This window comes from Blastococcus saxobsidens DD2 (assembly GCF_000284015.1).
Classification (GTDB): Bacteria; Actinomycetota; Actinomycetes; order Mycobacteriales; family Geodermatophilaceae; genus Blastococcus; species Blastococcus saxobsidens_A.
In genome coordinates this window covers 3,065,947-3,092,004 of sequence record NC_016943.1, presented here as the reverse complement: position 1 = coordinate 3,092,004, position 26,058 = coordinate 3,065,947, and the positions used below count along the sequence as shown (strand labels likewise).

The window sequence follows — 26,058 nt, the reverse complement described above, 5'->3', positions numbered from 1 at the left end:
TGCCGCCGCGCTGACCGCCGAGGGCTACGCTGCCACCGCCTCGGCGATCTCCGGCGGCGGGCAGCTCTGCCAGCACCACTGCCCGGTGGCGCACGTCGCGGCGGAGTTCCCGCAGCTGTGCGAGGCCGAGACAGCGGTGATCGGCCGGCTCGTGGGCACCCACGTGCAGCGGCTGGCCACCATCGCCCACGGCGATGGCATCTGCACCACCCACATCCCGGGGCCGCTGGTGCCCGGGGCCCGTCCCGGTCGCGGCCGGGAGCACACCCGCGCGGGGAACAGAACCGCCTCTGCGCGCCCTGTACTCGGTGAGCGGGGAGCGCCCCGGGCCGCCCGGCAGCGCACCGCACCGTCCACCAGCACAGCACCGACCAGCACCGCCCCCACGAACGACCGGGAGAGGACGCCCGCATGACCACCACGCAGCCGGTGACCACCACGCCGCTGACCCAGGACGAGCAGATCGACCAGCTCGGCCGGTACAAGTACGGCTGGGCGGACGTCGACACCGCCGGTGCCTCGGCCCGTCGTGGCATCGACGAGGACGTCGTCCGCGACATCTCCACCCGCAAGGGCGAGCCGGAGTGGATGCTCGAGCGCCGGCTCAAGGCGCTGAAGCTCTTCGGCCGCAAGCCCATGCCCGACTGGGGCTCGGACCTCTCCGGCATCGACTTCCAGAACATCAAGTACTTCGTGAAGTCGACCGAGGCGCAGGCCACGTCGTGGGAGGAGCTCCCCGAGGAGATCCGCAACACCTACGACCGGCTGGGCATCCCGGAGGCCGAGAAGCAGCGCCTCGTCGCCGGCGTCGCCGCGCAGTACGAGTCAGAGGTCGTCTACCACCAGATCCGCGAGGACCTGGAGGAGCAGGGCGTCCTCTTCCTGGACACCGACACCGCCCTGCGCGAGCACGAGGACCTCTTCCGCGAGTACTTCGGCTCGGTCATTCCCGCCGGGGACAACAAGTTCGCCGCGCTGAACACGGCCGTCTGGTCGGGTGGCTCGTTCATCTACGTGCCGCCGGGCGTGAACGTCGAGATCCCGCTCCAGGCCTACTTCCGGATCAACACCGAGAACATGGGCCAGTTCGAGCGGACGCTCATGATCATCGACGAGGGCGCCTACGTGCACTACGTCGAAGGCTGCACCGCGCCGATCTACAAGAGCGACTCGCTGCACTCCGCGGTCGTCGAGATCATCGTCAAGAAGAACGCGCGCTGCCGGTACACGACCATCCAGAACTGGTCGAACAACGTCTACAACCTGGTGACCAAGCGGGCCGTCGCCCACGAGGGCGCAACCATGGAGTGGGTCGACGGCAACATCGGCTCCAAGGTCACCATGAAGTACCCGGCCGTCTGGATGACCGGCGAGCACGCCAAGGGCGAGGTCCTCTCGATCGCCTTCGCGGGCGAGGGCCAGCACCAGGACGCCGGCGCCAAGATGGTGCACGCCGCGCCGCACACCTCCTCGACGATCGTGTCGAAGTCGGTGGCCCGCGGTGGTGGCCGCACCTCCTACCGCGGCCTGGTCCAGGTCGACGAGGGCGCCTACGGCTCCAGGTCGACGGTGAAGTGCGACGCGCTGCTGGTCGACACGATCAGCCGGTCGGACACCTACCCCTACGTCGACGTCCGCGAGGACGACGTCTCCATGGGGCACGAGGCCACCGTCTCCCGGGTCAGCGAGGACCAGCTCTTCTACCTGATGAGCCGCGGTCTGTCCGAGGACGAGGCCATGGCGATGGTGGTGCGCGGCTTCGTCGAGCCGATCGCCCGCGAGCTGCCCATGGAGTACGCCCTCGAGCTGAACCGGCTCATCGAACTGCAGATGGAAGGTGCCGTCGGCTGATGTCAGCCCCCGACCACACCAGCACGACCGACCTCACCACCCAGCCGAGCACCCTCGCCTCGGAGCTGTTCGCTCCGGGCGTGGGAGCCCAGGCGGGCCCGCCGACGACCCCGGCCGCCGACACCGGCAGCGCGGGTCAGGCGAGCCCGGGTGTGCACTCGCACGGTGGCCCGACCCCGACCGGCTCGCCGGCCGAGCGGTTCACCTCGGTCGACCCGGACGCCTTCGGCGTGCCCACGGGCCGCGAGGAGACCTGGCGGTTCACGCCCATGAAGCGGATCAAGCCGCTCCTGGACGGCGCCGACTCCGACGCCCGGCTGACGTGGTCGACCGACCTGCCCGAGGGCGTCGAGGTCACCCGCGTCGACGCGGGTGACCCGCTGCTCAAGGGCCTGCCCGACCCGGTCGACCGGCTCGCCGCGCTGGCCCGCCAGCGCAGCGCCGGCGCCGACGTCGTCCGCGTGCCGGCCGAGGCGCAGCTGGACCGCCCGGTCAGCCTCGGCCTCGCCGGCACCGGCTCGGACGAGGTCGTCTGGGGCCAGCTGGTCGTCGAGGTCGGTCCGTTCGCCAAGGCGACCGTGGTCCTCGACCACAGCGGCCTGGCCCGGTACGCCGGCGGGGTCACCGTGCTCGTCGGCGACGGCGCGCAGGTCACCCTCGTGTCCGTCCAGGACTGGGCGCCGGGTGCGGTGCACGGCGGTCAGTACGACGCCGTCATCGGCCGGGACGCCACGTTCAAGCAGGTCGTGGTGACCCTCGGCGGTGACCTGGTCCGCCTGGTCAGCAACGTGCAGTACGCCGGCCCCGGCGGCAGCGCCGAGCTGTTCGGCGTCTACTTCTCCGACGAGACCCAGCACCAGGAGCACCGCCTCTGGGTCGACCACGCGGTGCCCAACTGCACCAGCAACGTGCTCTACAAGGGCGCGCTGCAGGGCGAGGGCGCCCGCACGGTGTGGATCGGCGACGTGCGCATCCGCCCGGCGGCCACCGGCACCGAGACCTACGAGCTCAACCGGAACCTGGTGCTCACCGACGGCGCGCGCGCCGACTCGGTGCCGAACCTGGAGATCGAGACCGGCGAGATCGTCGGTGCCGGCCACGCCAGCGCCACCGGCCGGTTCGACGACGAGCAGCTGTTCTACCTGTGCTCCCGCGGTATCGACGCCGAGACCGCGCGTCGCCTGGTGGTGCGCGGCTTCTTCGCCGACGTCGTCCAGCACATCGGCCTGCCCGAGCTGCAGGACCGCCTGATGGCGTCGATCGACGAGCGTCTGGGGGCCCTGCCCGCTCTGGACGACCAGCCCGTCGAGGTGGGCTGAGCGATGGCCTTCGAGCGGGTGTGCGCCCTCTCCGACATCAAGGAGACGGGCTCGCTGCGGGTGGAGCTGGCGGCCGGCGGCCACGTTGAAGCCCTAGCCGTCGTCCGGTTCGAGGGCGAGGTCTACGCGCTCGAGGACCGCTGCTCGCACGCCGACGTGCCGCTGACCGACGGCGACGTCGAGCTGTTCCAGGGCGCCCCGACCATCGAGTGCTTCCTGCACGGGTCGTGCTTCGACCTGCGCACGGGCGAGCCCACCAACCTGCCGGCCACCGAGCCGGTGCCCGTCTACCCGGTCCGCGTGGACGGGGAGGACGTGTACGTCGACACCGAAGCCGACGGCGCCCGCCCCGCCGCGGCCGCCAACTGAGGAGCGAGAAGTTGTCCGTGGACACGCAGACCGGCACCACCGCCGGCACCCCCAGCACCGGTTCGGTGCTGGAGATCCGCGACCTGCACGTCACCGTCGGCGAGGGGAACGACGCCAAGGAGATCCTCCGCGGCGTCGACCTCACCGTCCGTGCGGGCGAGACCCACGCGATCATGGGCCCCAACGGGTCGGGCAAGTCGACCCTGGCCTACTCGATCGCCGGCCACCCGAAGTACACGATCACCGGCGGCACCGTCACGCTCGACGGCGAGGACGTCCTCGAGATGAGCGTCGACGAGCGCGCCCGCGCCGGCCTGTTCCTCGCCATGCAGTACCCGGTCGAGGTCCCCGGCGTCTCGGTGTCGAACTTCCTGCGCACCGCCGCCACCGCCATCAAGGGCGAGGCCCCGAAGCTGCGCACCTGGGTCAAGGACGTCAAGAGCGAGATGGCACAGCTCGAGATGAACCCGGCCTTCGCCGAGCGCAACGTCAACGAGGGCTTCTCCGGCGGTGAGAAGAAGCGCCACGAGATCCTGCAGATGCGACTGCTCAAGCCGCGCATCGCGATCCTCGACGAGACCGACTCCGGCCTCGACGTCGACGCGCTGCGGGTCGTCTCCGAGGGCGTCAACCGCACCCGCGAGGAGGGTCAGGTCGGCGTGCTGCTGATCACCCACTACACGCGGATCCTGCGGTACATCACGCCCGACTTCGTGCACGTCTTCGTCAACGGCAAGATCGTCGAGGAGGGTGGCGCCGAGCTCGCGGAGAAGCTCGAGAGCGAGGGCTACGCCTCCTACCTCAAGGCCGCCGCGGAGGGGAACCAGGCATGACCCAGACCGTCTCGCGTCCCGGAGCCGGGGCGCAGCGAGCGCCCCTGCCGCTGGACGTGGAGGCGATTCGGGCCGACTTCCCGATCCTGACCCGCACCGTCCGGGACGGGAAGCGGCTGGTCTACCTGGACTCCGGGGCCACCTCGCAGAAGCCGCGCCAGGTGCTCGACGCCGAGCGCTGGTTCTACGAGAACATCAACGCCGCACCGCACCGGGGGGCCCACCAGCTCGCCGAGGAGGCCACCGGCGCCTACGAGGAGGCCAGGCGGACGATCGGCGCGTTCATCGGGGCACCGGAGAACGAGATCGTCTTCACGCGGAACACCACCGAGGCGATCAACCTGGTGGCGTACGCGATGAGCAACGCCGGCACGGCCAAGGAGCCGGAGTTCCGGACCTACGCCGTGGGCCAGGGTGACGAGATCGTGGTCACCGAGATGGAGCACCACGCCGACCTCATCCCGTGGCAGCAGCTGTGCGAGCGCACCGGGGCGACCCTGCGCTGGCTCGGCCTGACCGACGGCGGCCGGCTGGACCTCTCCGACCTCGACACCGTGGTGAACGAGCGGACCAAGCTCGTCGCGGTCACCCAGCAGTCGAACATCCTGGGCACGATCAACCCGCTCGAGGAGCTCGTCGCCCGCGCCCACGCCGTGGGCGCCCTGGTGCTGGTCGACGGCGCGCAGTCGGTGCCGCACCAGCCGGTCGACGTCACCGCGCTGGGCGCGGACTTCCTGGTGTTCTCCGGGCACAAGATGCTCGGACCCACCGGCGTCGGCGTGCTGTGGGGCCGGTACGACGTCCTGGACAAGCTGCCGCCGTTCCTGACCGGTGGCTCGATGATCGAGGTCGTGCGCATGGAGGGCAGCACTTTCATGCCGCCGCCCCAGCGCTTCGAGGCCGGCGTCCCGATGACCGCACAGGTGATCGGACTCGGTGCGGCCGTCGACTACCTGCAGGCCCTCGGCATGGACAAGGTCGAGGAGCACGAGAAGGCGCTCACCGGCTACGCGCTGGAGAAGCTCGCCGAGATCCCCGGCGTCACGGTGATCGGCCCGGCCGACACCGTCGCCCGCGGGGGAGCGATCTCCTTCACCGTCGAGGGCGTCCACCCGCACGACGTGGGCCAGGTGCTCGACGACCTCGGCATCGCCGTCCGCGTGGGGCACCACTGCGCCTGGCCGGTGGTCCGCCGCTACGGCGTCCCCGCCACCACGCGAGCCACCTTCTACGTGCACACGGGCTACGACGACGTCGACGCGCTCGCCGATGGAATTCGCGCGGCCCAGAAGTTCTTCGGAACGGTGTGAGGCGCATCTGATGCAGCTGGAGTCGATGTACCAGGAGATCATCCTGGACCACTACAAGAACCCGCACGGGCGAGGTCTGCGCGAGCCGTTCGACGCCGAGGTGCACCACGTCAACCCGACCTGCGGTGACGAGGTGACCCTGCGGGTGAAGCTCGACGGTGACACGGTGGCCGACGTGTCCTACGAGGGCATGGGGTGCTCGATCAGCCAGGCCTCGGTCTCGGCGATGTACGACCTCGTCGTCGGCAAGCCGGTGAGCGAGGCGTTGGAGGCCGGCGAGCACTTCGTGACCCTGATGCAGGCGAAGGGCGACCCGTCGGTCGCCGAGAAGCTCGAGGAGGAGCTGGAGGACGCCGTCGCGTTCGCCGGCGTGTCCAAGTACCCGGCGCGGATCAAGTGCGCGCTGATGAGCTGGATGGCGTTGAAGGACGCCAGCGCCCGAGCCCTGTCGGTCGCCGACACGACCGCGGTGCCGGCCAGCCACCCCACCACCCAGGCTGGAGGCCAGTCATGAGCGAGACCACCGAGAACGCGAGCACCGAGCAGACCCCTGAGGTGCCCGCGTACAAGTCGGCACTGCTCGAGGACCTCGAGGAGGCCATGCGGGACGTCGTCGACCCGGAGCTCGGCGTCAACGTCGTCGACCTGGGGCTGGTGTACGGCCTCGACGTCGACGACAGCAACGGCGACTCCAGCGTCGCGATCATCGACATGACGCTGACCTCGGCGGCCTGCCCGCTGACCGACGTCATCGAGGACCAGGCCCGCCAGGCGCTGACCGGTGGCCCCGGCCCCGGCCTGGTCGACGACATCCGGATCAACTGGGTCTGGATGCCGCCGTGGGGCCCGGACAAGATCACCGACGACGGTCGCGAGCAGCTGCGGGCGCTCGGCTTCCGGGTCTAGCCCTTTCCACACGTTGTCCCTGAGGCGGGCATTCCGTAGGTCGGAATGTCCTCCTCGGGGGCATCGCCGTCTCCGGGGCGGCCTCCTGTGGCCGCATCAGTCGCAGCCGATGACCGGTTCGGCCCGCGGCCACGCCTCGACGACGTCCTCCGTGTCGACGAGGTACGCCGTCCCGGGCGGGACGTCGGCGGCCAGCCACAGCTCGGTTCCTGCGTCGCTGAGGTACCCGGTGGGAACCGCATCCTCGGGCAGCTCGGTGTCGGTGCGCAGTCGGTCGGCGAGCTCGCCGCTCACCGATCCGTCGGGGTCGCGCACGAACTGGTACCACTCGGCGCCGCCAGGTGGCCACGTGACGTGCAGGAACACCGCCGAGGCCCAGCCGCAGTGCTCCACCCCGGCGTAGGACTCGAGTTCCTGCCGGTCGACCGGCGCGCCGTGCAGCTCCCAGTTCGTGGGTACGGGCGCCGGCGCACCCGTGCACGCGCTCAGCGCCAGCGTCGCCAGCAGCGCCGGCACCGAACGGGTACGGCGTTCCATCCCACGATCCTGGTCGCCACCGCGGTCGGGTGCGGCAACCGCGCGGTCATCGTTCTCCGACCGTGACCGAGTACGACTCGCCCATGGCGGGTGGAGCGGCCGAGGCGCTGCGCGGGCGCTCACTCCCACGTCCTCTGGCAACATGCGTGGTGTTCGCCGCAGGAGCGCACCGGAGGTCCGCATGTCCCACCACGTGTACCGGCTCAGCGAGGTCGTCGGGACCAGCCCGACGAGTGTGGACGACGCGATCCGCACCGCGATCCGCAAGGCCGCGGAGACCGTCCACAACATCGAGTGGTTCGAGACGGGGCAGATCCGCGGCCAGGTCGTCGACGGCGAGGTCGCCCACGTGCAGGTCACGCTGAAGATCGGCTTCCGCGTCGACGACTGAACCGCCGGCTTGTGCCCCGCTGCGATCAGCAGCCCGGCCGCGGCCGGGAGTGAGTGCCACTCCACAGCCGCATGTCGGAGGGCCGCTCAGCGCATCTGGACGACCCAGGCCACCGCCTCGCGGGCCTGCTGCCGGCGTCGCTCGTAGGTGGCGCCCACGACGAGGAGCAGCAGCCCGGCGGTTCCGAGGGTGACCCAGCGGGGGAGCAGCGGGGCATAGGGCCCGAGCCGGCCGACGGCGACGAGGAGCAGCACGCCGGCACCGATGACGAACGGTGCCTGCCGGTGCAGGACGGTACCGGCGACCGCGAGTGCCACGGCCGCGGCGATGACCAGGACCAGGCGGAGCGCGGTCGGCGTCGCGACGACGACCAGCGCGGACGGCACCAGGGCCACCCCGGTGGCCGCGCCCTCGGCTGCCCAGGAGGACGCCCCGGCCCGCAGGTGGGGGACGGCGATCAGCAGAAGGCCGACCGCAGCGGGCAGCGTGTACGCCTCCGGGGTCTCGATGCCGGCCCCGCTCACGGCGATCCACGAGGCGGCGACCAGGTCGCCGACGGCGACCACGCCCACGCGGCGGCGGGAGGCGACGACGGCGTAGGCCCCGGCCGCCGCCCCGACGATGCCCAGCTGCAGCCCGACCTGCCCCCAGGCCTCCACCGCGCCGCCCGTGGCCGCAGCGGCCAGTCCGGCGACGGCGCCGGAGGCGGCTGCCGCCCATTCCTCGGGCCGTCCGGCGCGGACTGTCGCCACCGCGAAGCAGGTCGCGGCCAGCAGGGCCAGGAGCAGCCCTGCCACCGGCGCGGGAAGCACGTCCTCGGCACGGGCGAGCAGCACGGCGGCGACGGGTGCCAGGAGTGCGGCGGCCGTGCACGGCCGCCGCAGCAGCGGAAGCCGGACGGCGGCCAGTGCCGCGGGGACGGTCGCCGCCAGCGCGACGACGGCGAGCTCGCCGTAGCGCTGCTCGTCAGCGAGGAGCGCCGCGTGGACGGCGGTGAGAGCTGCGCCGGCAGCGATCAACCCAGCCGTCGGGGCGGTCCGGCCGGCGGTGCGGACGCCGGCCGTCAGCGCGGCCAGGCCGAGCCCGGTGGCGATCCACGACCCGTCGTCCCCGACCGTCCGGAGCGAGCCGGCCAGCGCCAGGCCGACCACGGCCCCGACCACCCCGGGGACCCGCGCCGGGAAGCGGTGACCCGGGCTCGAGCGGGTCCAGCGGTCGAGCGCCACCGCACCGGCTCCCGCGAGAGCGAGCACGGCCGTCGCCGTCCAGGACTCGGCCGCGCCCGGGCCCGCTGCGGTGGCGAGCCCGCCGAGGACGCCTGCCGTCGTGAGGCCGACCGCGAGCACGGTGGCGACCGCTGCGATCCCGGGGCGCAACCGTTGCGCGGCGAGCACGTCGAGCGCCGCCATCGCGAGCGCGACGGCGACGCCCGCCGGCCCGGTCAGGGCCTCGTCGGTCATGAGCAGGAACGGCAACGGCTGGGCGGCGAGGAGGGCGGCGAGCGGCCAGGTGGCGGTACTCGGCGTGCGGCGACCGAGCGCCAGGGTCACGACCAGGACCACGGCGCAGGAGGTGGCCCACCAGGGCCGGAGAGAGACGTCCTCCAACCGGAACAGCCCCAGGGCGCGGGCCGCGCCGAGATCGATCACCAGCAGGGCGGCCCCGGCCGCCGCCAGCGACTCCTCGGTCGCGCGCAGCCCGCGGCGCGCCGCCCACGCGGAGGTGGCGCAGGCCAGCGCCGTCACGGACACCAACACGCCGGCCTGGAAGGCCAGTCCGAACCGGGTCCAGGCCACCGCGACGAACGTGGTCGCGGCGGCCACCACCAGGAGCGCACCCAGGCCGAGCAGCACCTGCTGCGGGCTGAGCCGACGTCGCGGCGGCCACGGGACGGCGGGCGGCGGTGCGGCGGCGGGTGGTGGTGGTGGTGGTGGTGATGGGGGTGGCCCCCCGGTCTGCCGGGGCGGGGACCACGGCGGTGCGGCGGGCGGCAGCTGTGCCGGGGGAGCGGCGGGAGTGGCGGTCGGGGTTCCGGGCGCGGCGGCGCGGAGGGTCGCCAGCAGCTCGTCCCGCTCGCGGGTGAGCTCCCCGATCGTCGCCCCGATCCTGGCAAGGATCAGCGCGGACTGCGCGGCGGCCGGGAGGCCGCAGGACGGGCACGGGCCCGTGCCGATGTCACCGACCGGCCGGCCGCAGACCGGGCAGGCCGGCGCCCAGCGCGCCCCGTGCGGGATCATGACCCGCATCCTGTCGTCCGCACGGCCGGCATGGTGCTGTTGTCGCTGGGAACCGACCCTGCCGGGTGATGCCGTCGATGTCACCCCGAGAGCGTTCGTGGTATCGGCCGGGAAGCGCCTACCCTGGGATCAGTGATCACCACGACCGGCCTCGAGTTGCGCGCCGGTGCCCGCATCCTCATCAGCGAGGCCAACCTCCGCGTGCAGCCCGGCGACCGCATCGGCCTGGTCGGGCGCAACGGTGCCGGCAAGACCACCACCCTCACCACGCTCGCCGCTGAGCGGCTGCCGCACGCGGGCAAGGTGGAGGTCAGCGGCGAGATCGGCTACCTGCCGCAGGATCCGCGCAGCGGCGACCTGGACATCACCGCCAGCGACCGCGTCCTCTCCGGCCGGGGGCTCGACGTCCTGCGCAACCAGATGGTCAAGGCGCAGGTCGCGATGGCCGAGCCGGCCGACGACGCCGAGCGGGACAAGGCGGTCCGTCGCTACGGCCGCCTGGAGGACCAGTTCGCCGCGCTCGGCGGGTACGCCGCGGAGAGCGATGCTGCCCGCATCTGCACCAACCTCGGCCTCCCCGATCGCGTCCTGACGCAGCCGCTGCGCACCCTGTCCGGCGGTCAGCGCCGCCGGGTGGAGCTGGCCCGCATCCTGTTCTCCGACGCCGAGACCCTGCTGCTGGACGAGCCGACCAACCACCTCGACGGCGACTCGATCACCTGGCTGAAGGGCTTCCTGTCCAGCCACAGGGGCGGCCTGATCGTCATCAGTCACGACGTCGAGCTGCTCGACGCCGTCGTCAACAAGGTGTGGCACCTGGACGCCAACCGGGCGACCGTCGACATCTACAACCTGGGCTGGAAGCCGTACCTCGCGCAGCGGGAGACCGACGAGCGCCGTCGCAAGCAGGAGCGGGCGAACACCGAGCGCAAGATCGACACGCTCAGCGCGCAGGCGGACAAGATGCGCGCCAAGGCGACGAAGGCCAAGGCCGCCAAGAGCATGGACAAGCGGGCCGAGCGGCTCGCCGCCGGCCTGGCCGACGTCCGGGTGCAGGACAAGGTCGCCAAGCTCCGCTTCCCGACGCCGGCGGCGTGCGGCCGGACGCCGCTGACCGCCGAGGGCCTGTCCAAGAGCTACGGCTCGCTGGAGATCTTCACCGACGTCGACCTGGCCGTGGACAAGGGCGCGCGGGTCGTCGTGCTCGGGCTGAACGGGGCCGGGAAGACCACGCTGCTGCGGATGCTGGCCGGCACCGAGGCCCCGGACACCGGTGAGGTGAAGGCGGGGCACGGGCTGCGCGTCGGCTACTACGCCCAGGAGCACGAAACCCTGGACATGGACCGCACGCTGCTGGAGAACATGCGCTCGTCGGCGCCGGACAGCACCGACACCGAACTCCGCCGCATCCTCGGGGCCTTCCTCTTCTCCGGTGAGACCGTCGACCAGCGCACCGGCACCCTGTCGGGCGGCGAGCGGACCCGGCTGGCCATGGCCATCCTGGTCGTCTCGGGCGCCAACGTGCTGCTGCTCGACGAGCCGACCAACAACCTCGACCCGGCCAGCCGCGAGCAGGTCCTCGAGGCACTGCGCACCTACGCCGGGGCGATCGTGCTGGTCACCCACGACGAGGGCGCGGTGCGCGCACTGAGCCCGGACAAGGTGATCCTGCTGCCCGACGGCACCGAGGACGCCTGGAGCGAGGACCTCGCCGACCTGGTCGAACTCGCCTGACACACTGTCGGCCCCCGGCCTCCGGCCTCCGGCCTCCGGCCGCGGCCACGTGCCGTCCCCCCGATGCACTGAGCCGCTCCCGGCACTCGATCGCGGGAGCCTCCGGCCCCCACTCCTCGCGCCGCCTCGCGAGGGCGGCTCACCTCGGTGCCGCGACCAGGAGCCGTCCCCGGCGGGGGGCCGCGCGTCCGCGTCGTCCCTCGGGGAGCCTCCGGCCCCCGCTCGGGACGGCACCGCTTCGCGTGGCCGACGTGTCGGGTCTGGGTGATCATGGGTGCGCGGGAGCCGTGGTCGACGGGACGGCGGCACCAGGGCGACAGCCAACAACGGGCCGCCGCACGGGCCGGCACTGCCGGCCGGCGGCCGACACGGAGGGGAGCCATGGCCGACACGAGCACTGCGGACCTCGGCAAGGGCAAGCGGATCACCGGCGGAGACCGGTCGACGCTCGCCGACGAGCTGCGCAAGCGGTACGACGAGGGCGAGAGCATCCGGTCGCTCGCCACCTCGACGAACCGGTCCTACGGGTTCGTGCACCGGCTGCTGTCGGAGTCCGGGGCCTCGCTGCGCAGCCGCGGTGGGGCCAACCGGAACAGCAAGAAGACGTGAGTGAGCTCGCGAACGAACCGGTGGGCACAGCACCGCGCGGTCCGCGCCTGACGAGCGTCAGCGGGGCAGGGGCGTGACCGCAGACCCCACGGGTTCCCGCTCCGCATCCGGCTGGGTGCGCACCAGCCGCGACGGCGCCGTCCTCACCGTCACCCTGGACCGCCCGGACCAGCTCAACGCGCAGACGCCGGCCACCTGGTCGGCGCTGGCCGAGGTCGGTGCCTCGCTCGACGACGACGTCCGCGTCGTCGTGGTCCGGGGCGAGGGGCGGGCGTTCTCGGCCGGCCTCGACCGGAGCGTGTTCGACACGTCGTCGACCACCGCCGGCGGGCTCGGGGAGCTCGTCCGGCTGCCCGTGGAGGAGGCGCAGGAGCGCATCCGGGCCTACCAGGCCGGTTTCCGCTGGCTCCGCTCGCCGGCGATCGTCTCGATCGCCGCGGTGCAGGGGCACGCCATCGGGGCGGGCGCCCAGCTGGCGCTCGCCTGCGACCTGCGGGTGTTCGCCGAGGACGCGCAGCTGCGGCTGCCCGAGGTCAGCCTGGGCCTGGTGCCCGACCTGACCGGTACGAGCACGCTGGTGGAGCTGGTCGGCTACTCGCGGGCCCTGGAGATGTGCATGACCGGCCGTGCGGTCGGGGCCGCGGAGGCCCGGGCGATCGGCCTGGCCACCCTCGTCGTCCCCGGTCCGGAGCTCGAGGACGCCGTCGCGGACCTCTCCGCTGCCCTCCTCTCGCCGCCGGTCGGCGCCAGCCGGGCGACGGCGGCGCTGGTGCGTTCTGCGGTCCGCAGCGACTTCCCGACCCAGGACGCCGCGGAGCGGGCCGCCCAGGTACAGCGACTGCACGATCTCGCCGGCGGGCGCTGACCTCCCGTCCGCGGAACAAGCTGGGTCGCGCCCCGGTTGGACGAGCAGCCGGGGCGCGACCGGCGATACCCAAGGAGGTGCGGTGGACGGCCACTCCATGACCTCCATGGCCGCGATGCGGTCGTTCAAGCGGGACCCGTCCGTGACGGCACGGCGGCTCCCCAAGGGCACGGTCCGGCGGATCCTGGGCATCGCCCGGCCGTACCAGCGCGAGCTGACCCTGTTCCTGATCCTGGTCGTCGGCTCGTCCGTCATCGGCGTAATCACCCCGCTGCTGGCCGGTGACATCGTCAACCGCATCGCCGGACTCGAGGGCACGGCGGCCGACATCGTCCGGATCGCCTTGCTCATCGCCGGACTGGCGGTGATCGACGCCGGCATCTCGCTCGGCACCCGGTGGTTCTCCGCGCGCATCGGCGAGGGCGTGATCTACGACCTCCGCAGTCAGGTCTTCGAGCACGTGCAGCGCATGCCCGTCGCCTTCTTCACCCGCACCCAGACCGGCGCCCTGGTCAGCCGGCTGAACAACGACGTCATCGGCGCCCAGCAGGCGTTCACGTCGACGCTCTCGGGCGTCGTCTCCAACGTCATCGGGCTGGTGCTCACCGCCGCCGTCATGTTCACCCTGTCCTGGCAGATCACGCTGCTCTCGCTGGTGCTCGTGCCGGTGTTCGTCCTCCCGGCCCGCCGCATCGGCAGCCGGCTGCAGGAGATCACCCGGGAGTCCTACTCGCTCAACGCCTCGATGAACGCGACGATGACGGAGCGGTTCAACGTCGCCGGTGCGCTGCTGGTCAAGCTGTTCGGCCGGCCCAGTGCCGAGGCGGAATCCTTTCGGGGCCGAGCCGCCCGCGTCCGGGACATCGGCGTGCTGTCGGCCATGTACGGCCGCACCTTCTTCACCGCCCTCACCCTGGTTGCTGCGCTGGCCACCGCGCTCGTCTACGGCCTGGGTGGCTGGCTGGCCTTCACCGGCACGCTGACCGCGGGCGACGTCGTGGCGCTGGCCCTGCTGCTCTCGCGCCTCTACGGCCCGCTCACCGCGCTGGCGAACGTCCGGGTCGACGTGATGAGCGCGATGGTGAGCTTCGACCGGGTCTTCGAGGTGCTGGACCTGCCGCCGATGATCCAGCAGGCGCCCGACGCGGTCGCGGTACCGGCCGAGGACCGGTCGATCGAGTTCGACGACGTCTCGTTCAGCTACCCGGCCGCCGCGGACGTCTCGTTGCCGTCACTGGAAGAAGTGTCCCTGCCCGAGCACGGCGGGCCGGTCGCCGTGCTGCACGGCGTCTCCTTCCGGGTGGAGCCCGGGCGGTTGGTGGCGCTGGTCGGGCACTCCGGCGCGGGCAAGTCCACGATCGCGAACCTCGTGCCCCGGCTGTACGACGCGACCAGCGGCACGGTCCGGGTCGGAGGAGTGGACGTCCGCCGCGCCACCCTGGCGTCGCTGCGCGATGCGATCGGCGTCGTCAGCCAGGACGCGCACCTGTTCCACGACACCATCCGGGCCAACCTGCGCTACGCCCGCCCGGAGGCCACCGAGGAGCAGTTGTGGGAAGCGCTCGAGGGGGCGCGCATCGCCGATCTGGTGCGCTCGCTGCCCGAGGCCCTGGAGACCGTGGTCGGCGACCGCGGCTACCGGCTCTCCGGCGGGGAGAAGCAGCGCCTGGCGATCGCCCGGGTGCTGCTGAAGGCGCCCGGCATCGTGATCCTGGACGAGGCGACGGCACACCTGGACAGCCAGTCGGAGGCCGCGGTGCAGCGCGCTCTCGACACCGCCCTGGCCGGACGCACGTCGCTGGTCATCGCCCACCGCCTCTCCACCATCCGCAGCGCCGACCAGATCCTGGTGGTCGACGACGGGCGGATCGTCGAGTCCGGCACCCACGAGGAGCTGCTCGCCCGCAGTGGCCGGTACGCCGATCTGTACCGCACCCAGTTCGCGCAGGGCGACCGCGGTGCGCTCGCGATCGGGTGACTGCACCGACCGCCGGCGTGGCTCTGCGCGCACGACCGCACACGCTCGGTCCGGGGCGCTCGGTACGGGGGGAGAACGGGCAGATGAGACGGCGTGTAGCACCGGCGAGCATCGAACGGTGGGGATACCCGGAGCACTACCGTCACTCCTGTCCCAGGCGGCCGCAGCCCGGGGCACGTGACCGGGCTGGCGCGGTCACGCAGAACCACAGCACCCGTCGGGACGCACCGACGAACGCCAGCGAGGAGGAGACGTGACCGCAGCGCACCCGCAGGACACCCAGATCCGTTCGCTCTACGCCGAGTTCATCGACGGGTGGAACCGGCGCAGCGGCGCAGCGGTGGCGGCCGGGTTCGCCGACGACGGCGACATCATCGGGTTCGACGGCAGCCACCACCGTGGCCGGCTGTCGATCGCCGCGGACCTGCGCCAGGTGTTCGGCTCACACCAGACGCCTGCCTACGTCGCGGTGGTCCGCTCCGTCCGCCCGGTCGCACCGGACGTCGCGATGCTGACCGCGCACGCGGGGATGATCCCGGCCGGCGGGAGCGACCTGGACCCGGCCCTCAACGCCGTGCACACCATGATCGCCGCGGACGAGGGGCGTGGCCGGTGGCGCATCTCGCTCTTCCAGGCGACCCCGGCCGCCTGGCACCAGCACCCCGAGGCCCGTGAGGCGCTCACCGACGAGTTGCGGGGCCTGCTCATCCCGCAGTGACCGTTCAATCGACGACGGCGTCCACGACGAGGGAGTCGACCTGCTCGACGCGGGCCTCGCCGCCGACCCGACCGATGTCGGCGACGACCCCGCCGGAGACGTTCAGCGCGACCTCCATCGCCGCGGGCGGCCCGATGGCGCGGAACTCATAGGGCGCGCTAAGGGGCTGCCCGTCGATGCGCAGGTCGCCGGGGGTGCCGGTGACGGCGCTGGAGACGACGATCCGCACGCCGTCCACCTCCAGGGCCTCCGCGCCGGCGCCCCGCAGCTCCTGGATCGCACCCAGGATCACCGACGGGGGCACGGCTCCGTCGGGGTCCTGGACGGTCAGGCGGAGGCCCGGCCCGCCGGCCGGCAGGGTGCCGGCGAGGATGCCGATCGCCTCCGCGCGGGAGCGCGCCTCCTCCAGCGCCGCGCCGGACTCCTGCCGACCGCTGCTGAGGTCCTCGACGGTCTGGCGGGTCTCGCCGAGCTGCTGGCGGAGGGTCTCCTCCCGCTGGTTGATCTCGTCGAGGATGACCACGAGGTCCTCCTCGCGCCCGACGACCTCGTCCTGGGGTTCGGCGGTGCTCCGGATCTGGGTGGTGAGGGCGAACCCGAAGGCCACGGTGACCGCGGCGGTCGCCACGGCGGCCACCGGCCGGCTCCAGCCACGGCGCGAGTCTGACCCTCCAGTGGAGGTCGAGGCATCCTCATCCGGTGGCGCAGCGGGCGGCGGGGCGCCGTCCCCGGCCTCCACCCGGGCATCCGCGGTGGTGGAGCCGTCGGAGGGCGGGACGGTCGGCGAAGCGCCCTCGTCGGTCCGCGGCTCGCCGTCCATCGCCTCCACAGTAGGGCAGCGACGGACCGCTCCGGTGACGTCCGGGACGGGGCGTGCGAGCCGGGCCTGGTGGTGCGCCGATCACCGGTAGCTGGGTGAACGCCCCGAGCCGGGCGCCGCCTCGGACCTCAGCAACGGCAGTGTCCGCCACGGCACGACGCAGGAGAGCGCCACCACGCTCGTCGACCGGACGACGGACGCCGAGTGGTTCAGCTGCACCAGGATCTGCTGCAGGGCCTCGTGCGAGGAGGCTGCGACACGGCACAGGACGTCGCCCCTGCCCGTCGTGGCGTGCGCCTCGAGGATGCCCGGCAGCGCCGCCAGTTCGCGGTGCACCTCCTCCAGCGCCCCCTGGGCGATCTCCAGGGTGACGAAGGCCTGGACGCCGAATCCTGCCGCCGTCACGTCGACGTCCGGGCCGAACCCGGTGACGACGCCGGTCCGTTCCATCCGCTGCAGTCGCGCCGTGGCCGTGGCGCGGGCGACCCCGACGATCCGCGCGATCTCCTGCAGACCCGCCCGCGGATGCTCGCGCAGAGCCTCCAGCAGGGCGACGTCCAACGTGTCGAGGACCTGCTCGGCCATGGGACCTCCCGGTGCGGTCGGCGTGAGCTGTGCAGTCTGCACAGCGGGCCGGCCGTGACGCTAGCCCGGATGTACAGGAGCGCCGGGTGGAGCCCGGTCGCTTGCGCAGCCCGGCCCGGCGGAGGTGTGCTGTGACCGGGCACACGAACGTCCCGACGGAGGAGCTGCGATGAGTCTCGACCAGGCCCTGAACGACGAGGAGCGCATGGCGGGGCTGGACCTCCGGCAGCTGGAGCAGCTGGTCGGGCTGGTCGAGTACGACCCGTCGGCCGACCCGTTCCCGGTGGCCGGGTGGGACGCCCTGGTGTGGGTGGTGGGCAACGCGGTGCAGACGGCGCACTTCTTCCAGTCGGCCTTCGGGATGGAACTCGTGGCCTACTCCGGGCCGGAGACCGGCAACCGCGACCACCACGCCTACGTCCTCCGCTCGGGGGCTGCCCGGTTCGTCGTCCAGGGCGCCTACGACCCGGACAGCCCGCTGGCCGACCACCACCGGGCGCACGGCGACGGCATCGTCGACATCGCCCTCGCCGTCCCCGACGTCGACCGGTGCGTCGCCCAGGCCCACGCCCAGGGGGCCACCGTGCTGGATGAGCCGCACGACCTGACCGACGAGCACGGCACGGTGCGGATGGCCTCCATCGCGGCCTACGGCGACACCCGGCACACGCTGGTCGACCGGTCCCGCTACACCGGCCGCTATCTGCCGGGGTACGTGGCGAAGGCGTCGTCGTACGTGCCGCGTCCCGGGCGGCCGAAGCGGCTGTTCCAGGCGGTCGACCACGTCGTCGGCAACGTCGAGCTCGGTGCCATGGACCGCTGGGTGGAGTTCTACAACCGCGTCATGGGCTTCACGAACATGGCCGAGTTCATCGGCGACGACATCGCGACCGACTACTCGGCGCTGATGAGCAAGGTCGTGGCCAACGGCAACCACCGGGTCAAGTTCCCCTTGAACGAGCCGGCGATCGCCACGAAGAAGTCGCAGATCGACGAGTACCTCGAGTTCTACCGCGGGCCCGGCGCCCAGCACGTCGCGCTGGCCACCAACGACATCCTGGCCACCGTCGACGCGATGACCGCCGAGGGCTTGGAGTTCCTCGCGACGCCGGCGTCCTACTACGAGGACCCGGAACTGCGGGCCCGCATCGGCACCGTCCGCGTGCCGATCGAGGAACTGCAGCGGCGAGGCATCCTGGTCGACCGGGACGAGGACGGCTACCTGCTGCAGATCTTCACCCGGCCCACCGGCGACCGGCCCACGGTGTTCTTCGAGCTGATCGAGCGGCACGGCTCGCTCGGCTTCGGCAAGGGCAACTTCAAGGCGCTCTTCGAGGCCATCGAGCGCGAGCAGGAGCGACGCGGCAACTTCTGAACCCGAGTGCCGCACGTGTGGCCATGAGTACGGAGAGGAGCGGCAATGGCGTTCTACCGGCGGGTGGGCGAGGTCCCGCGCAAGCGGCATACGCAGTTCCGCCGTCCCGACGGGCGGTTGTACGCCGAGGAGCTGATGGGGGAGGAGGGCTTCTCGTCGGGCTCCACGCTGCTCTACCACCGTGGTGTGCCGTCGTCGCTGGTCGATGCCCGGCCGTGGGAGCTGCCCGACCAGACGACGACGCCGAACAGCCCGCTGGTGCCCCGGCACCTGAAGCTGCCCGACCTCTTCCCGGGCGAGGAGACCATGCCGGCTCCGGAGCGCAGGGCCGTCGACCCGGTGACCGGCCGCCGGCTGGTCCTGGGCAACGCCGACGTGCGCATCTCCTACGCCGTGAGCCGCCTGCCCTCCCCGCTGTACCGCAACGCCGTGGGTGACGAGTGCGTCTTCGTGGAGCGCGGGACGGCGACGGTGGAGACGGTGTTCGGCTCGCTCGACGTGGGCCCTGGCGACTACGTCGTCCTCCCGCGGGCGACGACGCACCAGTGGCTGCCGACCGGCGACGAGCCGCTGCGCACCTACGCGATCGAGGCCACCGGCCACATCGCCCCGCCGAAGCGCTACCTGTCGAAGTACGGGCAGTTCCTCGAGCACGCGCCCTACTGCGAGCGGGACCTGCGCGGGCCGGGCGAGCCGCTGCTGGCCGAGGGCACCGACGTCGAGGTGTACGTGAAGCACCGCGGCGCCGGGCCGGGCGGGCTGGCCGGCACGGTCCACGTCGTCCCGGAGCACCCATTCGACGTCGTCGGCTGGGACGGCTGCCTGTACCCGTACGCCTTCAACGTCGCCGACTTCGAGCCGATCACCGGCCGGGTGCACCAGCCGCCGCCGGTGCACCAGGTCTTCCAGGGGCCGAACTTCGTCATCTGCACCTTCGTGCCCCGCAAGGTCGACTACCACCCGCTGGCGGTGCCGGTGCCCTACTACCACTCGAACGTCGACTCCGACGAGATCATGTTCTACGTGGACGGCGACTACGAGGCCCGGAAGGGCTCGGGCATCGGAAAGGGGTCGGTGACCGTGCACCCGGGCGGGCACTCGCACGGGCCGCAGCCGGCCGCGGTGGAGCGCTCGCTGGGCGCGGAGTACTTCGACGAGCTCGCCGTCATGGTGGACACCTTCCGCCCGCTGGGCCTGGGGGAGGGCGGGAGGGCCGTGGACGACGGCCGCTACGCCTGGTCCTGGTCGGGCCGGGGCCCCGCGGCGTGACCGTGCCGGAGACCTGGGTCGCGCTGCCGGAGGGCACCGGGTTCGGCATCGACAACCTGCCGCTCGGGGTGTTCCTCGGCGGGGGAGGACCCGGCTTCCGGCACGGCGTCGCGATCGGCGAGCACGTGCTCGACCTGTTCGGGATGACCGGGCTCCCGGTGCACCGGACGCGGACCCTCGACCCGTTCCTCGTCGCCGGCCCGGGTGCCTGGCGGGACCTGCGGGAGCAGGTCACGGAGTGGCTCACCGACGATCGGCACCGCACACGCGTCGAGCCCCACCTCCTCCGGCAGGACGCCGTGCAGCTGTGCCGCCCGATCGGCGTCGCCGACTACGTCGACTTCTACAGCTCCAGGGCCCACGCCGAGAACGTCGGCCGGCTGTTCCGCCCGGACACCGACCCGCTGCCGCCGAACTGGCGGCACCTGCCGATCGGCTACCACGGGCGCGCGGGGACGGTGCAGGTCTCGGGCACGCCGGTGGTGCGGCCGTGCGGCCAGCTCGGCCCGCCCGCCGACGGGCTGCCACCGTTCGGCCCGACCCGCCGGCTGGACTTCGAGGCCGAGGTCGGGTTCGTGGTGGGCGCACCCTCCGAGCCGGGGAACCGGGTGCCGGTGGCGGCCTTCCCCGCGCACGTGTTCGGCGTCTGCCTGGTCAACGACTGGTCGGCCCGCGACCTGCAGGCCTGGGAGTACGTGCCGTTGGGCCCGTTCCTCGGCAAGTCCTTCCACACGTCGATGTCGCCGTGGATCGTGCCGCTGGCCGCGCTCGAGGCCGCCCGTGTCCCGCCGCCGCCCCGGGAGACCGAGCTGCTGCCCTACCTGCGCGACGGCGACGCCCCGTGGGGGCTGGACCTCACGCTCGAGGTGCGGATCAACGGGCAGCTGGTCAGCCGGCCGCCGTTCCGCGACATGTACTGGACGCCGGCCCAGCAGCTCGCGCACCTGACCGTGAACGGCGCCGCGCTGCTGACGGGAGAGCTGTTCGCCTCCGGCACGGTCAGCGGCGCCGCGCCCGACCAGTGGGGGTCGCTGCTCGAGCTGACGGCGAACGGCGCGCAGCCGCTGACCCTCGCCGACGGCTCCACCCGCACGTTCCTCGAGGACGGCGACACCGTGCGCATCACCGCCTCCGCCCCCGGGCCCGACGGCGGCCGGATCGGCTTCGGGGAGGTCGCCGGACGAGTGGAACCCGCGAGGCAGTGAACTCCCCGACGCGATCACGGGCAGGCGATACTCCGCCCGTGCCGACCACGACCAGCGGGGCCCCCGGCCCGCTGCTGCTCGCCGCACTGGCCGCCGTCGCCCACCTGGTCGTCGGCTACTTCTACGTGGTGAGCGGGCTCGCCGTCCCGCTGTACGCGCTGCTGCCGCTGTGGCTGCTCTGGCTGGTGCTCGCGCTGGTGCTGATCCGGCTGACGGTCCTGCGCTCCTGGTGGACACCGCTGGTCCCCGTCGGTGCCGCCGCCCTCCTCGTCGGAACGGTCGTCGCCGGGGACTCCCTGCTGGGCTGGCAGGCCTGACTCCAGCGCGCACCCGGACGCGCGTCCCTCGGTGGGTCGGCGGGAGCAGGAGCCGTTGCTCTCAGCCGCCGGGTCGGGGCGACCCGCTCGGGGTCGCACCGGTGCGTACCTCGTCGTGGTGCGTGCGGAGCGCATGCAGCACCGCGCGGTTGACCACCCAGTACAGCGCGTAGAGGAAGAGTCCGAGGAAGACCAGGTACAGGGCGAGTCCGGCCAGCGACATCATGGCCGCAGGGTAGCGACAGGTCAAGAAATGTCGCGGCAGGCTGCTGGTCGGTCAGCCGGATCGGAGGACCGCGTCGTAGCGGTCGAGGAGCACGGCGGCGATGCGATCGTCGGGCAGCAGCGGCGCGGTGACGAGATCCGCCCCGGCCCCGGCCAGCTTGTCGTGGAAGTGGCCCGGTGCCAGCAGGTAGGACGCCACCACCACGCGCTCCGCGCCGCCCTTCCGGGCCGCGGCCACCGCGTCGGGGACCGGCGGCTGCGCCGCCGAGCCGTAGCCGGTGGTCACCGGGCCGGCCCAGTTCCGCTGCAGCAGGTCGGCGGTGTTCTCCACGTCGGCCACCGAGCGCGGGTCGCTGGAGCCGGCGGCGGCGAGGACGACGGCGGTCAGCGGGTCGCGCGGGTCCGCGCCGGCCGCGAGCAGCCGGTCGCGCAGCACCGCGACCAGCCGCGGGTCGGGGCCGAGCGGCCGCGCGGCCACGGTGCCCTCGGCGTCCGCGACGGCGCCCGCGATGTCGACGTGCACGTGGTATCCGCCGGACAGGAGGAGGGGGACGACGACGGCGGGCCGGCCGGCTCCGGACAGCTCGGCCACCACGTCGACGACGGTGGGCGGCTGGACGTCGACGAACGCGGCGGAGGTGACCAGGCCGGGCCGCAGCTCCTTGGCAGCCAGCGCCAGCTCGGCGATCAGCCGGCGGCCGGCCGGGCTTCGGGTGCCATGCGCGCAGGCGACGAGGACCGGCTGCGGGTTCACAGCGCCCGGGACATGCCGCCGTCGACGGCGATCATCGTGCCGGTCAGGTAGGAGGCAGCGGGGGAGAGCGCGAAGGCGGCGATCCGGCCGAACTCCTCCGGCCGGCCGACCCGGCGCAGCGGGATGCCGGCCTCGGTGCGGGCGCGCGCCCCCGCGGGGTCACCGGAGGCCGCCTCGATCTCGGCGATCCGGTCGGTGGCGATGGTCCCGGGCAGCAGGCCGAGCACCCGGATGCCGCGCGGGCCAAGCTCGTCGGCCAGCGCCTTCGCCGTCATGGCCAGGCCGGGGCGCAGCCCGTTGGAGATGGCCAGGTGCCCGATGGGCTGGCGCACCGAGATGGAGAGCACGAAGGCGATCACGGCGCCCTCGCCCAGGTGCGGGACCAGCTCCCGCACCAGGCGCAGCGGCCCGAGCAGCACGTTCTCCACGCCGGCCCGCCAGTCGTCCTCGGTCGCCCGCAGGACGCTGCCGGGTGCGGGGCCGCCCACGCTGATCAGCACGCCGTCGATCTGTCCCAGCCGGTCACCCGCCTCGGCGACCAGCCGGCCCGCGGCGTCGGCGTCACCGAGGTCGGCCGGCACGCCGGACGCCGCCGGCGCCCCTCCGAGAGAGGCGACGGCGGCGTCCACGGCATCGGCGCTGCGGGAGCTGACCAGCACCCGGGCGCCGTCGTCGACCAGGGCGCGGGCGGTCGCGAACCCGAGCCCCCGGCTCGCGCCGGTGAGCAGGTATCCGCGACCGCCCAGGCCCAGGTCCATCAGGCGGCCGAGCCCCGCAGCGAGCGCAGCACGTACTGCATGATCCCGCCGTTGCGGTAGTAGTTCGCCTCGCCGGGGGTGTCGATGCGGACCCGGGCGTCGAACTCCACCTCGCCCGCCTGCACCTTCACCGTCCGCGGGACCTCGCCGTCGTTGAGGGCGGTGATCCCGGTGATGGTGAACTCCTCGTCCCCGGTCAGGCCGAGCGAGTCGCGGCTCTGGCCCTCGGGGAACTGCAGCGGCAGCACGCCCATGCCGATGAGGTTGGAGCGGTGGATCCGCTCGTAGCTCTCGGCGATGACCGCCTTGACCCCCAGCAGCGCGGTGCCCTTGGCCGCCCAGTCGCGCGACGACCCCGAGCCGTACTCCTTTCCGGCCAGCACGACCAGCGGGATGCCGGCGTCGATGTAGGCGCGCGAGGCGTCGTAGATCGTCGTCGTCTCACCGGTCAGGTGGTTCTTGGTGACGCCGCCCTCGGTGCCGGGCACCAGCTGGTTGCGCAGCCGGATGTTGGCGAAGGTGCCGCGGATCATCACCTCGTGGTTCCCGCGCCGGGAGCCGTAGGAGTTGAAGTCGCGGCGGTCCACACCGTGCTCGCGCAGGTACTGACCCGCGGGGCTGTCGGCCTTGATCGAACCGGCCGGCGAGATGTGGTCGGTGGTCACCGAGTCGCCGAGCACCGCGAGGGTACGGGCGCCGGTGATGTCCTCGACCGGGGCCGGCTCGGCCGGCATGCCGTCGAAGTACGGCGGGCGCCGCACGTAGGTGCTCTCCGAATCCCACTGGAAGGTGTCGCCCTCAGGGGTGGGCAGCGCCTTCCACTGCTCGGTGCCGGCGAAGACGTCGGCGTAGCCCTTGGTGAACATCTCCGCGGACACGGCCTGGTCGATCACCCGCTGCACCTCCTGGGGGGAGGGCCAGATGTCGTGCAGGAACACGTCGTTGCCGTCAGGGTCCTGGCCGAGCGGGTCGTTGTTCAGGTCGACGTCCATGGACCCGGCGAGGGCGTAGGCGATGACCAGCGGCGGCGACGCCAGGTAGTTCATCTTGACGTCGGGGTTGATCCGGCCCTCGAAGTTCCGGTTGCCCGAGAGCACCGAGACGATGGCGAGGTCGGCCTCGTTCACCGCCTGGCTGACCGGCTCGGGGAGCGGGCCGGAGTTGCCGATGCACGTGGTGCAGCCGTAGCCGACCAGGAAGAAGCCCAGCTTCTCCAGGTAGGGGATGAGCTCGGCCTTCTCGTAGTAGTCCATGACGACCTTCGACCCCGGGGCCAGCGTCGTCTTCACCCACGGCTTGCTCGTGAGCCCGCGCTCCACGGCCTTCTTGGCCAGCAGCGCCGCACCGATCATCACCTGCGGGTTGGAGGTGTTGGTGCAGGAGGTGATCGCCGCGATCCCGACGTGGCCGTGGTCGACGAAGGTCTCCGTGCCGTCCTCCATGACGACCCTCGTCGGCTTCGACGGGCGGTCGGGCACGAGGTGGCCGTCGACGTGGTGCGGCCGGCCCGCCGCACCGTTGCCGTGCGCGAACGGGCTGACCGGGTCCGACGCCGGGAACGACTCGGCCGAGGCCTCGTCGGCCGCCGAGTCGACGCCGTAGGGCTGCTCGTTGCCGGGAACGCCCGGCTTGCGGTCCTCGCCGCCGGTCTCGTCGGCGGAGACGTAGTCGGCGAGCGCGGCACGGAAGGCCGGCTTGGCGTCGGTGATCGAGATGCGGTCCTGCGGGCGCTTCGGGCCGGCGATGCTCGGGACGACGGTGGCGAGGTCGAGCTCGAGGTACTCGGAGAAGTTGGGCTCCCGCGAGGGGTCGTGCCAGAGGCCCTGCTCCTTGGCGTAGGTCTCGACCAGCTTCACCTGGGCCTCGTCGCGGCCCGTGAACTCCAGGTACCGGACGGTCTCCTCGTCGATCGGGAACATCGCCGCGGTGGAGCCGAACTCGGGGCTCATGTTGCCGATCGTGGCCCGGTTGGCCAGGGGCACCGCGGACACGCCGTCCCCGTAGAACTCGACGAACTTCCCGACCACGCCGTGTTCCCGCAGCATCTCGGTGATCGTGAGGACGAGGTCGGTGGCGGTGGCGCCGTCCGGCAGCTCGCCGGTCAGCTTGAAGCCGACGACGCGCGGGATCAGCATCGACACCGGCTGCCCGAGCATGGCCGCCTCGGCCTCGATGCCGCCGACGCCCCAGCCCAGCACGCCCAGGCCGTTGACCATCGTGGTGTGGCTGTCGGTCCCGACCAGGGTGTCGGGGTAGGCGAGGGTGCGGTCGCCCTCCTGCCGCGGGAAGACCACACGGGCCAGGTGCTCGATGTTGACCTGGTGCACGATGCCGGTGCCCGGGGGGACGACCTTGAAGTCGCTGAACGCACCCTGGCCCCAGCGGAGGAACTGGTAGCGCTCGCCGTTGCGCTCGTACTCGATCTCGACGTTGCGCTCGAACGACTCGGGGGTGCCGAAGACGTCGGCGATCACGGAGTGGTCGATGACCAGCTCGGCCGGGGCGAGCGGGTTGATCTTCTGCGGGTCGCCGCCGAGTTCGGCCATGGCCTCGCGCATGGTGGCGAGGTCGACGATGCAGGGGACGCCGGTGAAGTCCTGCATGACCACGCGGGCCGGGGTGAACTGGATCTCCTGGTCGGGCTCGGCCGACGGGTCCCAGTTCGCGATCGCCCGGATGTGGTCGGCGGTGATGTCCGCGCCGTCCTCGGTGCGCAGCAGGTTCTCGAGGAGGACCTTCAGGCTGAAGGGCAGCTTCTCGGAGCCCTCCACCGCGTCGAGCCGGTAGATGTCGTAGTCGGTGCCGTCGACGGAGAGCGTCGACCGTGCACCGAAGGTGTCCTTGCTGGCTGCCACTTCTCTGCGCCTACCCCTCGTGGTTCATCACGCGTCGTTGACCACCCTCGATCATCCCAGCTGGCACGCCGGAGCACCGAGTCAGGCGACCCTTCCCTCACCCGGTGACCCGTGTCACGCCCGAGGAAACCCGGCGGGGCGGTGGACGTCGGCGTCCCTCCTGTCCGCGACGCCGCACGAGCCCCATCCGCGTGCCTCGGAGCGGCGTGCCGCGGAACGGAGCGTCGTCCTGCGGCCC

The 26,058-nt window shown here is 72.6% G+C and carries 26 protein-coding genes; 18 read left to right on the top strand and 8 right to left on the bottom strand.

Annotation, left to right across the window (positions count from 1 at the left end; translation table 11 throughout):
- Nucleotides 1–85: 85 nt before the first annotated feature.
- Genes BLASA_RS26000 through BLASA_RS14645 form a run of 8 tightly spaced genes read left to right on the top strand, consistent with a single transcriptional unit; the run spans nt 86 to nt 6,588 of the window.
- Nucleotides 86–415, top strand: a complete 330-nt coding sequence (locus tag BLASA_RS26000; protein WP_014376970.1) for a hypothetical protein — start codon at nt 86–88, stop codon at nt 413–415.
- Nucleotides 412–1,851, top strand: a complete 1,440-nt coding sequence (sufB, locus tag BLASA_RS14675) for a Fe-S cluster assembly protein SufB (protein ID WP_014376969.1) — start codon at nt 412–414, stop codon at nt 1,849–1,851. The genes BLASA_RS26000 and sufB overlap by 4 nt, the downstream gene beginning before the upstream one ends.
- Nucleotides 1,851–3,170 carry a Fe-S cluster assembly protein SufD gene (gene sufD, locus BLASA_RS14670; RefSeq protein WP_014376968.1) on the top strand — a complete coding sequence of 440 codons (1,320 nt, stop codon included), beginning with the start codon at nt 1,851–1,853 and terminating at the stop codon, nt 3,168–3,170. The genes sufB and sufD overlap by 1 nt, the downstream gene beginning before the upstream one ends.
- A gap of 3 nt (nt 3,171–3,173) precedes the next feature.
- Complete coding sequence (locus BLASA_RS14665) at nt 3,174–3,539, top strand: non-heme iron oxygenase ferredoxin subunit (protein WP_014376967.1); 366 nt, start codon at nt 3,174–3,176, stop codon at nt 3,537–3,539.
- Nucleotides 3,540–3,556: 17 nt separating this feature from the next.
- The gene (gene sufC, locus BLASA_RS14660) at nt 3,557–4,372 is read left to right on the top strand and encodes a Fe-S cluster assembly ATPase SufC (RefSeq protein WP_014376966.1); all 816 of its coding nucleotides are present in this window, start codon (nt 3,557–3,559) and stop codon (nt 4,370–4,372) included.
- A complete protein-coding gene (locus tag BLASA_RS14655) occupies nt 4,369–5,682 on the top strand; it encodes a cysteine desulfurase (protein ID WP_014376965.1) in 1,314 nt (437 codons plus the stop codon). The genes sufC and BLASA_RS14655 overlap by 4 nt, the downstream gene beginning before the upstream one ends.
- 10 nt (nt 5,683–5,692) lie before the next feature.
- Complete coding sequence (sufU, locus tag BLASA_RS14650; RefSeq protein WP_014376964.1) at nt 5,693–6,196, top strand: Fe-S cluster assembly sulfur transfer protein SufU; 504 nt, start codon at nt 5,693–5,695, stop codon at nt 6,194–6,196.
- Nucleotides 6,193–6,588 carry a metal-sulfur cluster assembly factor gene (locus BLASA_RS14645; RefSeq protein WP_014376963.1) on the top strand — a complete coding sequence of 132 codons (396 nt, stop codon included), beginning with the start codon at nt 6,193–6,195 and terminating at the stop codon, nt 6,586–6,588. The genes sufU and BLASA_RS14645 overlap by 4 nt, the downstream gene beginning before the upstream one ends.
- A 96-nt stretch (nt 6,589–6,684) precedes the next feature.
- On the opposite strand, the gene BLASA_RS14640 is transcribed toward BLASA_RS14645, so the two are convergent.
- Nucleotides 6,685–7,125, bottom strand: coding sequence for a hypothetical protein (locus BLASA_RS14640; protein WP_014376962.1), 441 nt, complete (start codon nt 7,123–7,125; stop codon nt 6,685–6,687).
- Nucleotides 7,126–7,306: 181 nt separating this feature from the next.
- On the opposite strand from BLASA_RS14640, the gene BLASA_RS14635 reads away from it, so the two are divergent.
- Nucleotides 7,307–7,516 (top strand): dodecin, encoded by a 210-nt coding sequence (locus BLASA_RS14635; RefSeq protein ID WP_014376961.1) that lies wholly within the window; start codon nt 7,307–7,309, stop codon nt 7,514–7,516.
- Nucleotides 7,517–7,602: 86 nt separating this feature from the next.
- Here BLASA_RS14635 and BLASA_RS14630 read toward each other — a convergent pair whose 3' ends face one another.
- A complete protein-coding gene (locus BLASA_RS14630) occupies nt 7,603–9,753 on the bottom strand; it encodes an SCO7613 C-terminal domain-containing membrane protein (protein WP_014376960.1) in 2,151 nt (716 codons plus the stop codon).
- Nucleotides 9,754–9,885: 132 nt separating this feature from the next.
- On the opposite strand from BLASA_RS14630, the gene BLASA_RS14625 reads away from it, so the two are divergent.
- The 5 genes from BLASA_RS14625 (at nt 9,886) to BLASA_RS14605 (ending at nt 15,657) form a co-directional block, all read left to right on the top strand.
- Nucleotides 9,886–11,487 (top strand): ABC-F family ATP-binding cassette domain-containing protein, encoded by a 1,602-nt coding sequence (locus BLASA_RS14625; protein ID WP_014376959.1) that lies wholly within the window; start codon nt 9,886–9,888, stop codon nt 11,485–11,487.
- A gap of 381 nt (nt 11,488–11,868) precedes the next feature.
- Entirely contained in the window at nt 11,869–12,096 is a 228-nt protein-coding gene (locus BLASA_RS14620; protein WP_014376958.1) for a helix-turn-helix domain-containing protein, read from the top strand.
- A 73-nt stretch (nt 12,097–12,169) separates the two neighbouring features.
- Nucleotides 12,170–12,961, top strand: coding sequence for an enoyl-CoA hydratase/isomerase family protein (locus BLASA_RS14615; RefSeq protein WP_041775787.1), 792 nt, complete (start codon nt 12,170–12,172; stop codon nt 12,959–12,961).
- A gap of 82 nt (nt 12,962–13,043) precedes the next feature.
- Nucleotides 13,044–14,939, top strand: coding sequence for an ABC transporter ATP-binding protein (locus BLASA_RS14610; protein WP_014376956.1), 1,896 nt, complete (start codon nt 13,044–13,046; stop codon nt 14,937–14,939).
- 253 nt (nt 14,940–15,192) lie between these two features.
- Entirely contained in the window at nt 15,193–15,657 is a 465-nt protein-coding gene (locus BLASA_RS14605) for an SgcJ/EcaC family oxidoreductase (protein WP_014376955.1), read from the top strand.
- A gap of 4 nt (nt 15,658–15,661) precedes the next feature.
- Here BLASA_RS14605 and BLASA_RS14600 read toward each other — a convergent pair whose 3' ends face one another.
- Nucleotides 15,662–16,294 carry a DUF881 domain-containing protein gene (locus BLASA_RS14600; protein WP_166486555.1) on the bottom strand — a complete coding sequence of 211 codons (633 nt, stop codon included), beginning with the start codon at nt 16,292–16,294 and terminating at the stop codon, nt 15,662–15,664.
- A 264-nt stretch (nt 16,295–16,558) separates the two neighbouring features.
- Nucleotides 16,559–17,062: an Lrp/AsnC family transcriptional regulator gene (locus tag BLASA_RS14595; RefSeq protein ID WP_014376953.1), complete on the bottom strand. Its 504-nt coding sequence runs from the start codon at nt 17,060–17,062 to the stop codon at nt 16,559–16,561.
- A gap of 169 nt (nt 17,063–17,231) precedes the next feature.
- Here BLASA_RS14595 and hppD point away from each other — a divergent pair, with 169 nt between their 5' ends.
- Genes hppD through BLASA_RS14575 form a run of 4 tightly spaced genes read left to right on the top strand, consistent with a single transcriptional unit; the run spans nt 17,232 to nt 21,228 of the window.
- Nucleotides 17,232–18,437 carry a 4-hydroxyphenylpyruvate dioxygenase gene (hppD, locus tag BLASA_RS14590; RefSeq protein WP_014376952.1) on the top strand — a complete coding sequence of 402 codons (1,206 nt, stop codon included), beginning with the start codon at nt 17,232–17,234 and terminating at the stop codon, nt 18,435–18,437.
- Nucleotides 18,438–18,482: 45 nt separating this feature from the next.
- Nucleotides 18,483–19,706 (top strand): homogentisate 1,2-dioxygenase, encoded by a 1,224-nt coding sequence (locus BLASA_RS14585; protein ID WP_014376951.1) that lies wholly within the window; start codon nt 18,483–18,485, stop codon nt 19,704–19,706.
- Nucleotides 19,703–20,911 (top strand): fumarylacetoacetase, encoded by a 1,209-nt coding sequence (gene fahA, locus BLASA_RS14580; protein ID WP_014376950.1) that lies wholly within the window; start codon nt 19,703–19,705, stop codon nt 20,909–20,911. The genes BLASA_RS14585 and fahA overlap by 4 nt, the downstream gene beginning before the upstream one ends.
- Nucleotides 20,912–20,949: 38 nt before the next feature.
- Nucleotides 20,950–21,228, top strand: coding sequence for a hypothetical protein (locus BLASA_RS14575; protein WP_014376949.1), 279 nt, complete (start codon nt 20,950–20,952; stop codon nt 21,226–21,228).
- A gap of 61 nt (nt 21,229–21,289) precedes the next feature.
- On the opposite strand, the gene BLASA_RS25130 is transcribed toward BLASA_RS14575, so the two are convergent.
- The 4 genes from BLASA_RS25130 to BLASA_RS14560 are packed head-to-tail and all read right to left on the bottom strand — an operon-like array spanning nt 21,290 to nt 25,820.
- A complete protein-coding gene (locus BLASA_RS25130) occupies nt 21,290–21,454 on the bottom strand; it encodes a hypothetical protein (protein WP_014376948.1) in 165 nt (54 codons plus the stop codon).
- 51 nt (nt 21,455–21,505) lie between these two features.
- The gene (locus tag BLASA_RS14570; RefSeq protein WP_014376947.1) at nt 21,506–22,207 is read right to left on the bottom strand and encodes a sirohydrochlorin chelatase; all 702 of its coding nucleotides are present in this window, start codon (nt 22,205–22,207) and stop codon (nt 21,506–21,508) included.
- The gene (locus tag BLASA_RS14565; RefSeq protein ID WP_014376946.1) at nt 22,204–22,965 is read right to left on the bottom strand and encodes an SDR family oxidoreductase; all 762 of its coding nucleotides are present in this window, start codon (nt 22,963–22,965) and stop codon (nt 22,204–22,206) included. The genes BLASA_RS14570 and BLASA_RS14565 overlap by 4 nt, the downstream gene beginning before the upstream one ends.
- Nucleotides 22,965–25,820: an aconitate hydratase gene (locus tag BLASA_RS14560; RefSeq protein ID WP_014376945.1), complete on the bottom strand. Its 2,856-nt coding sequence runs from the start codon at nt 25,818–25,820 to the stop codon at nt 22,965–22,967. Before BLASA_RS14560 ends, BLASA_RS14565 begins: the two co-directional genes overlap by 1 nt.
- Nucleotides 25,821–26,058 lie beyond the last annotated feature (238 nt).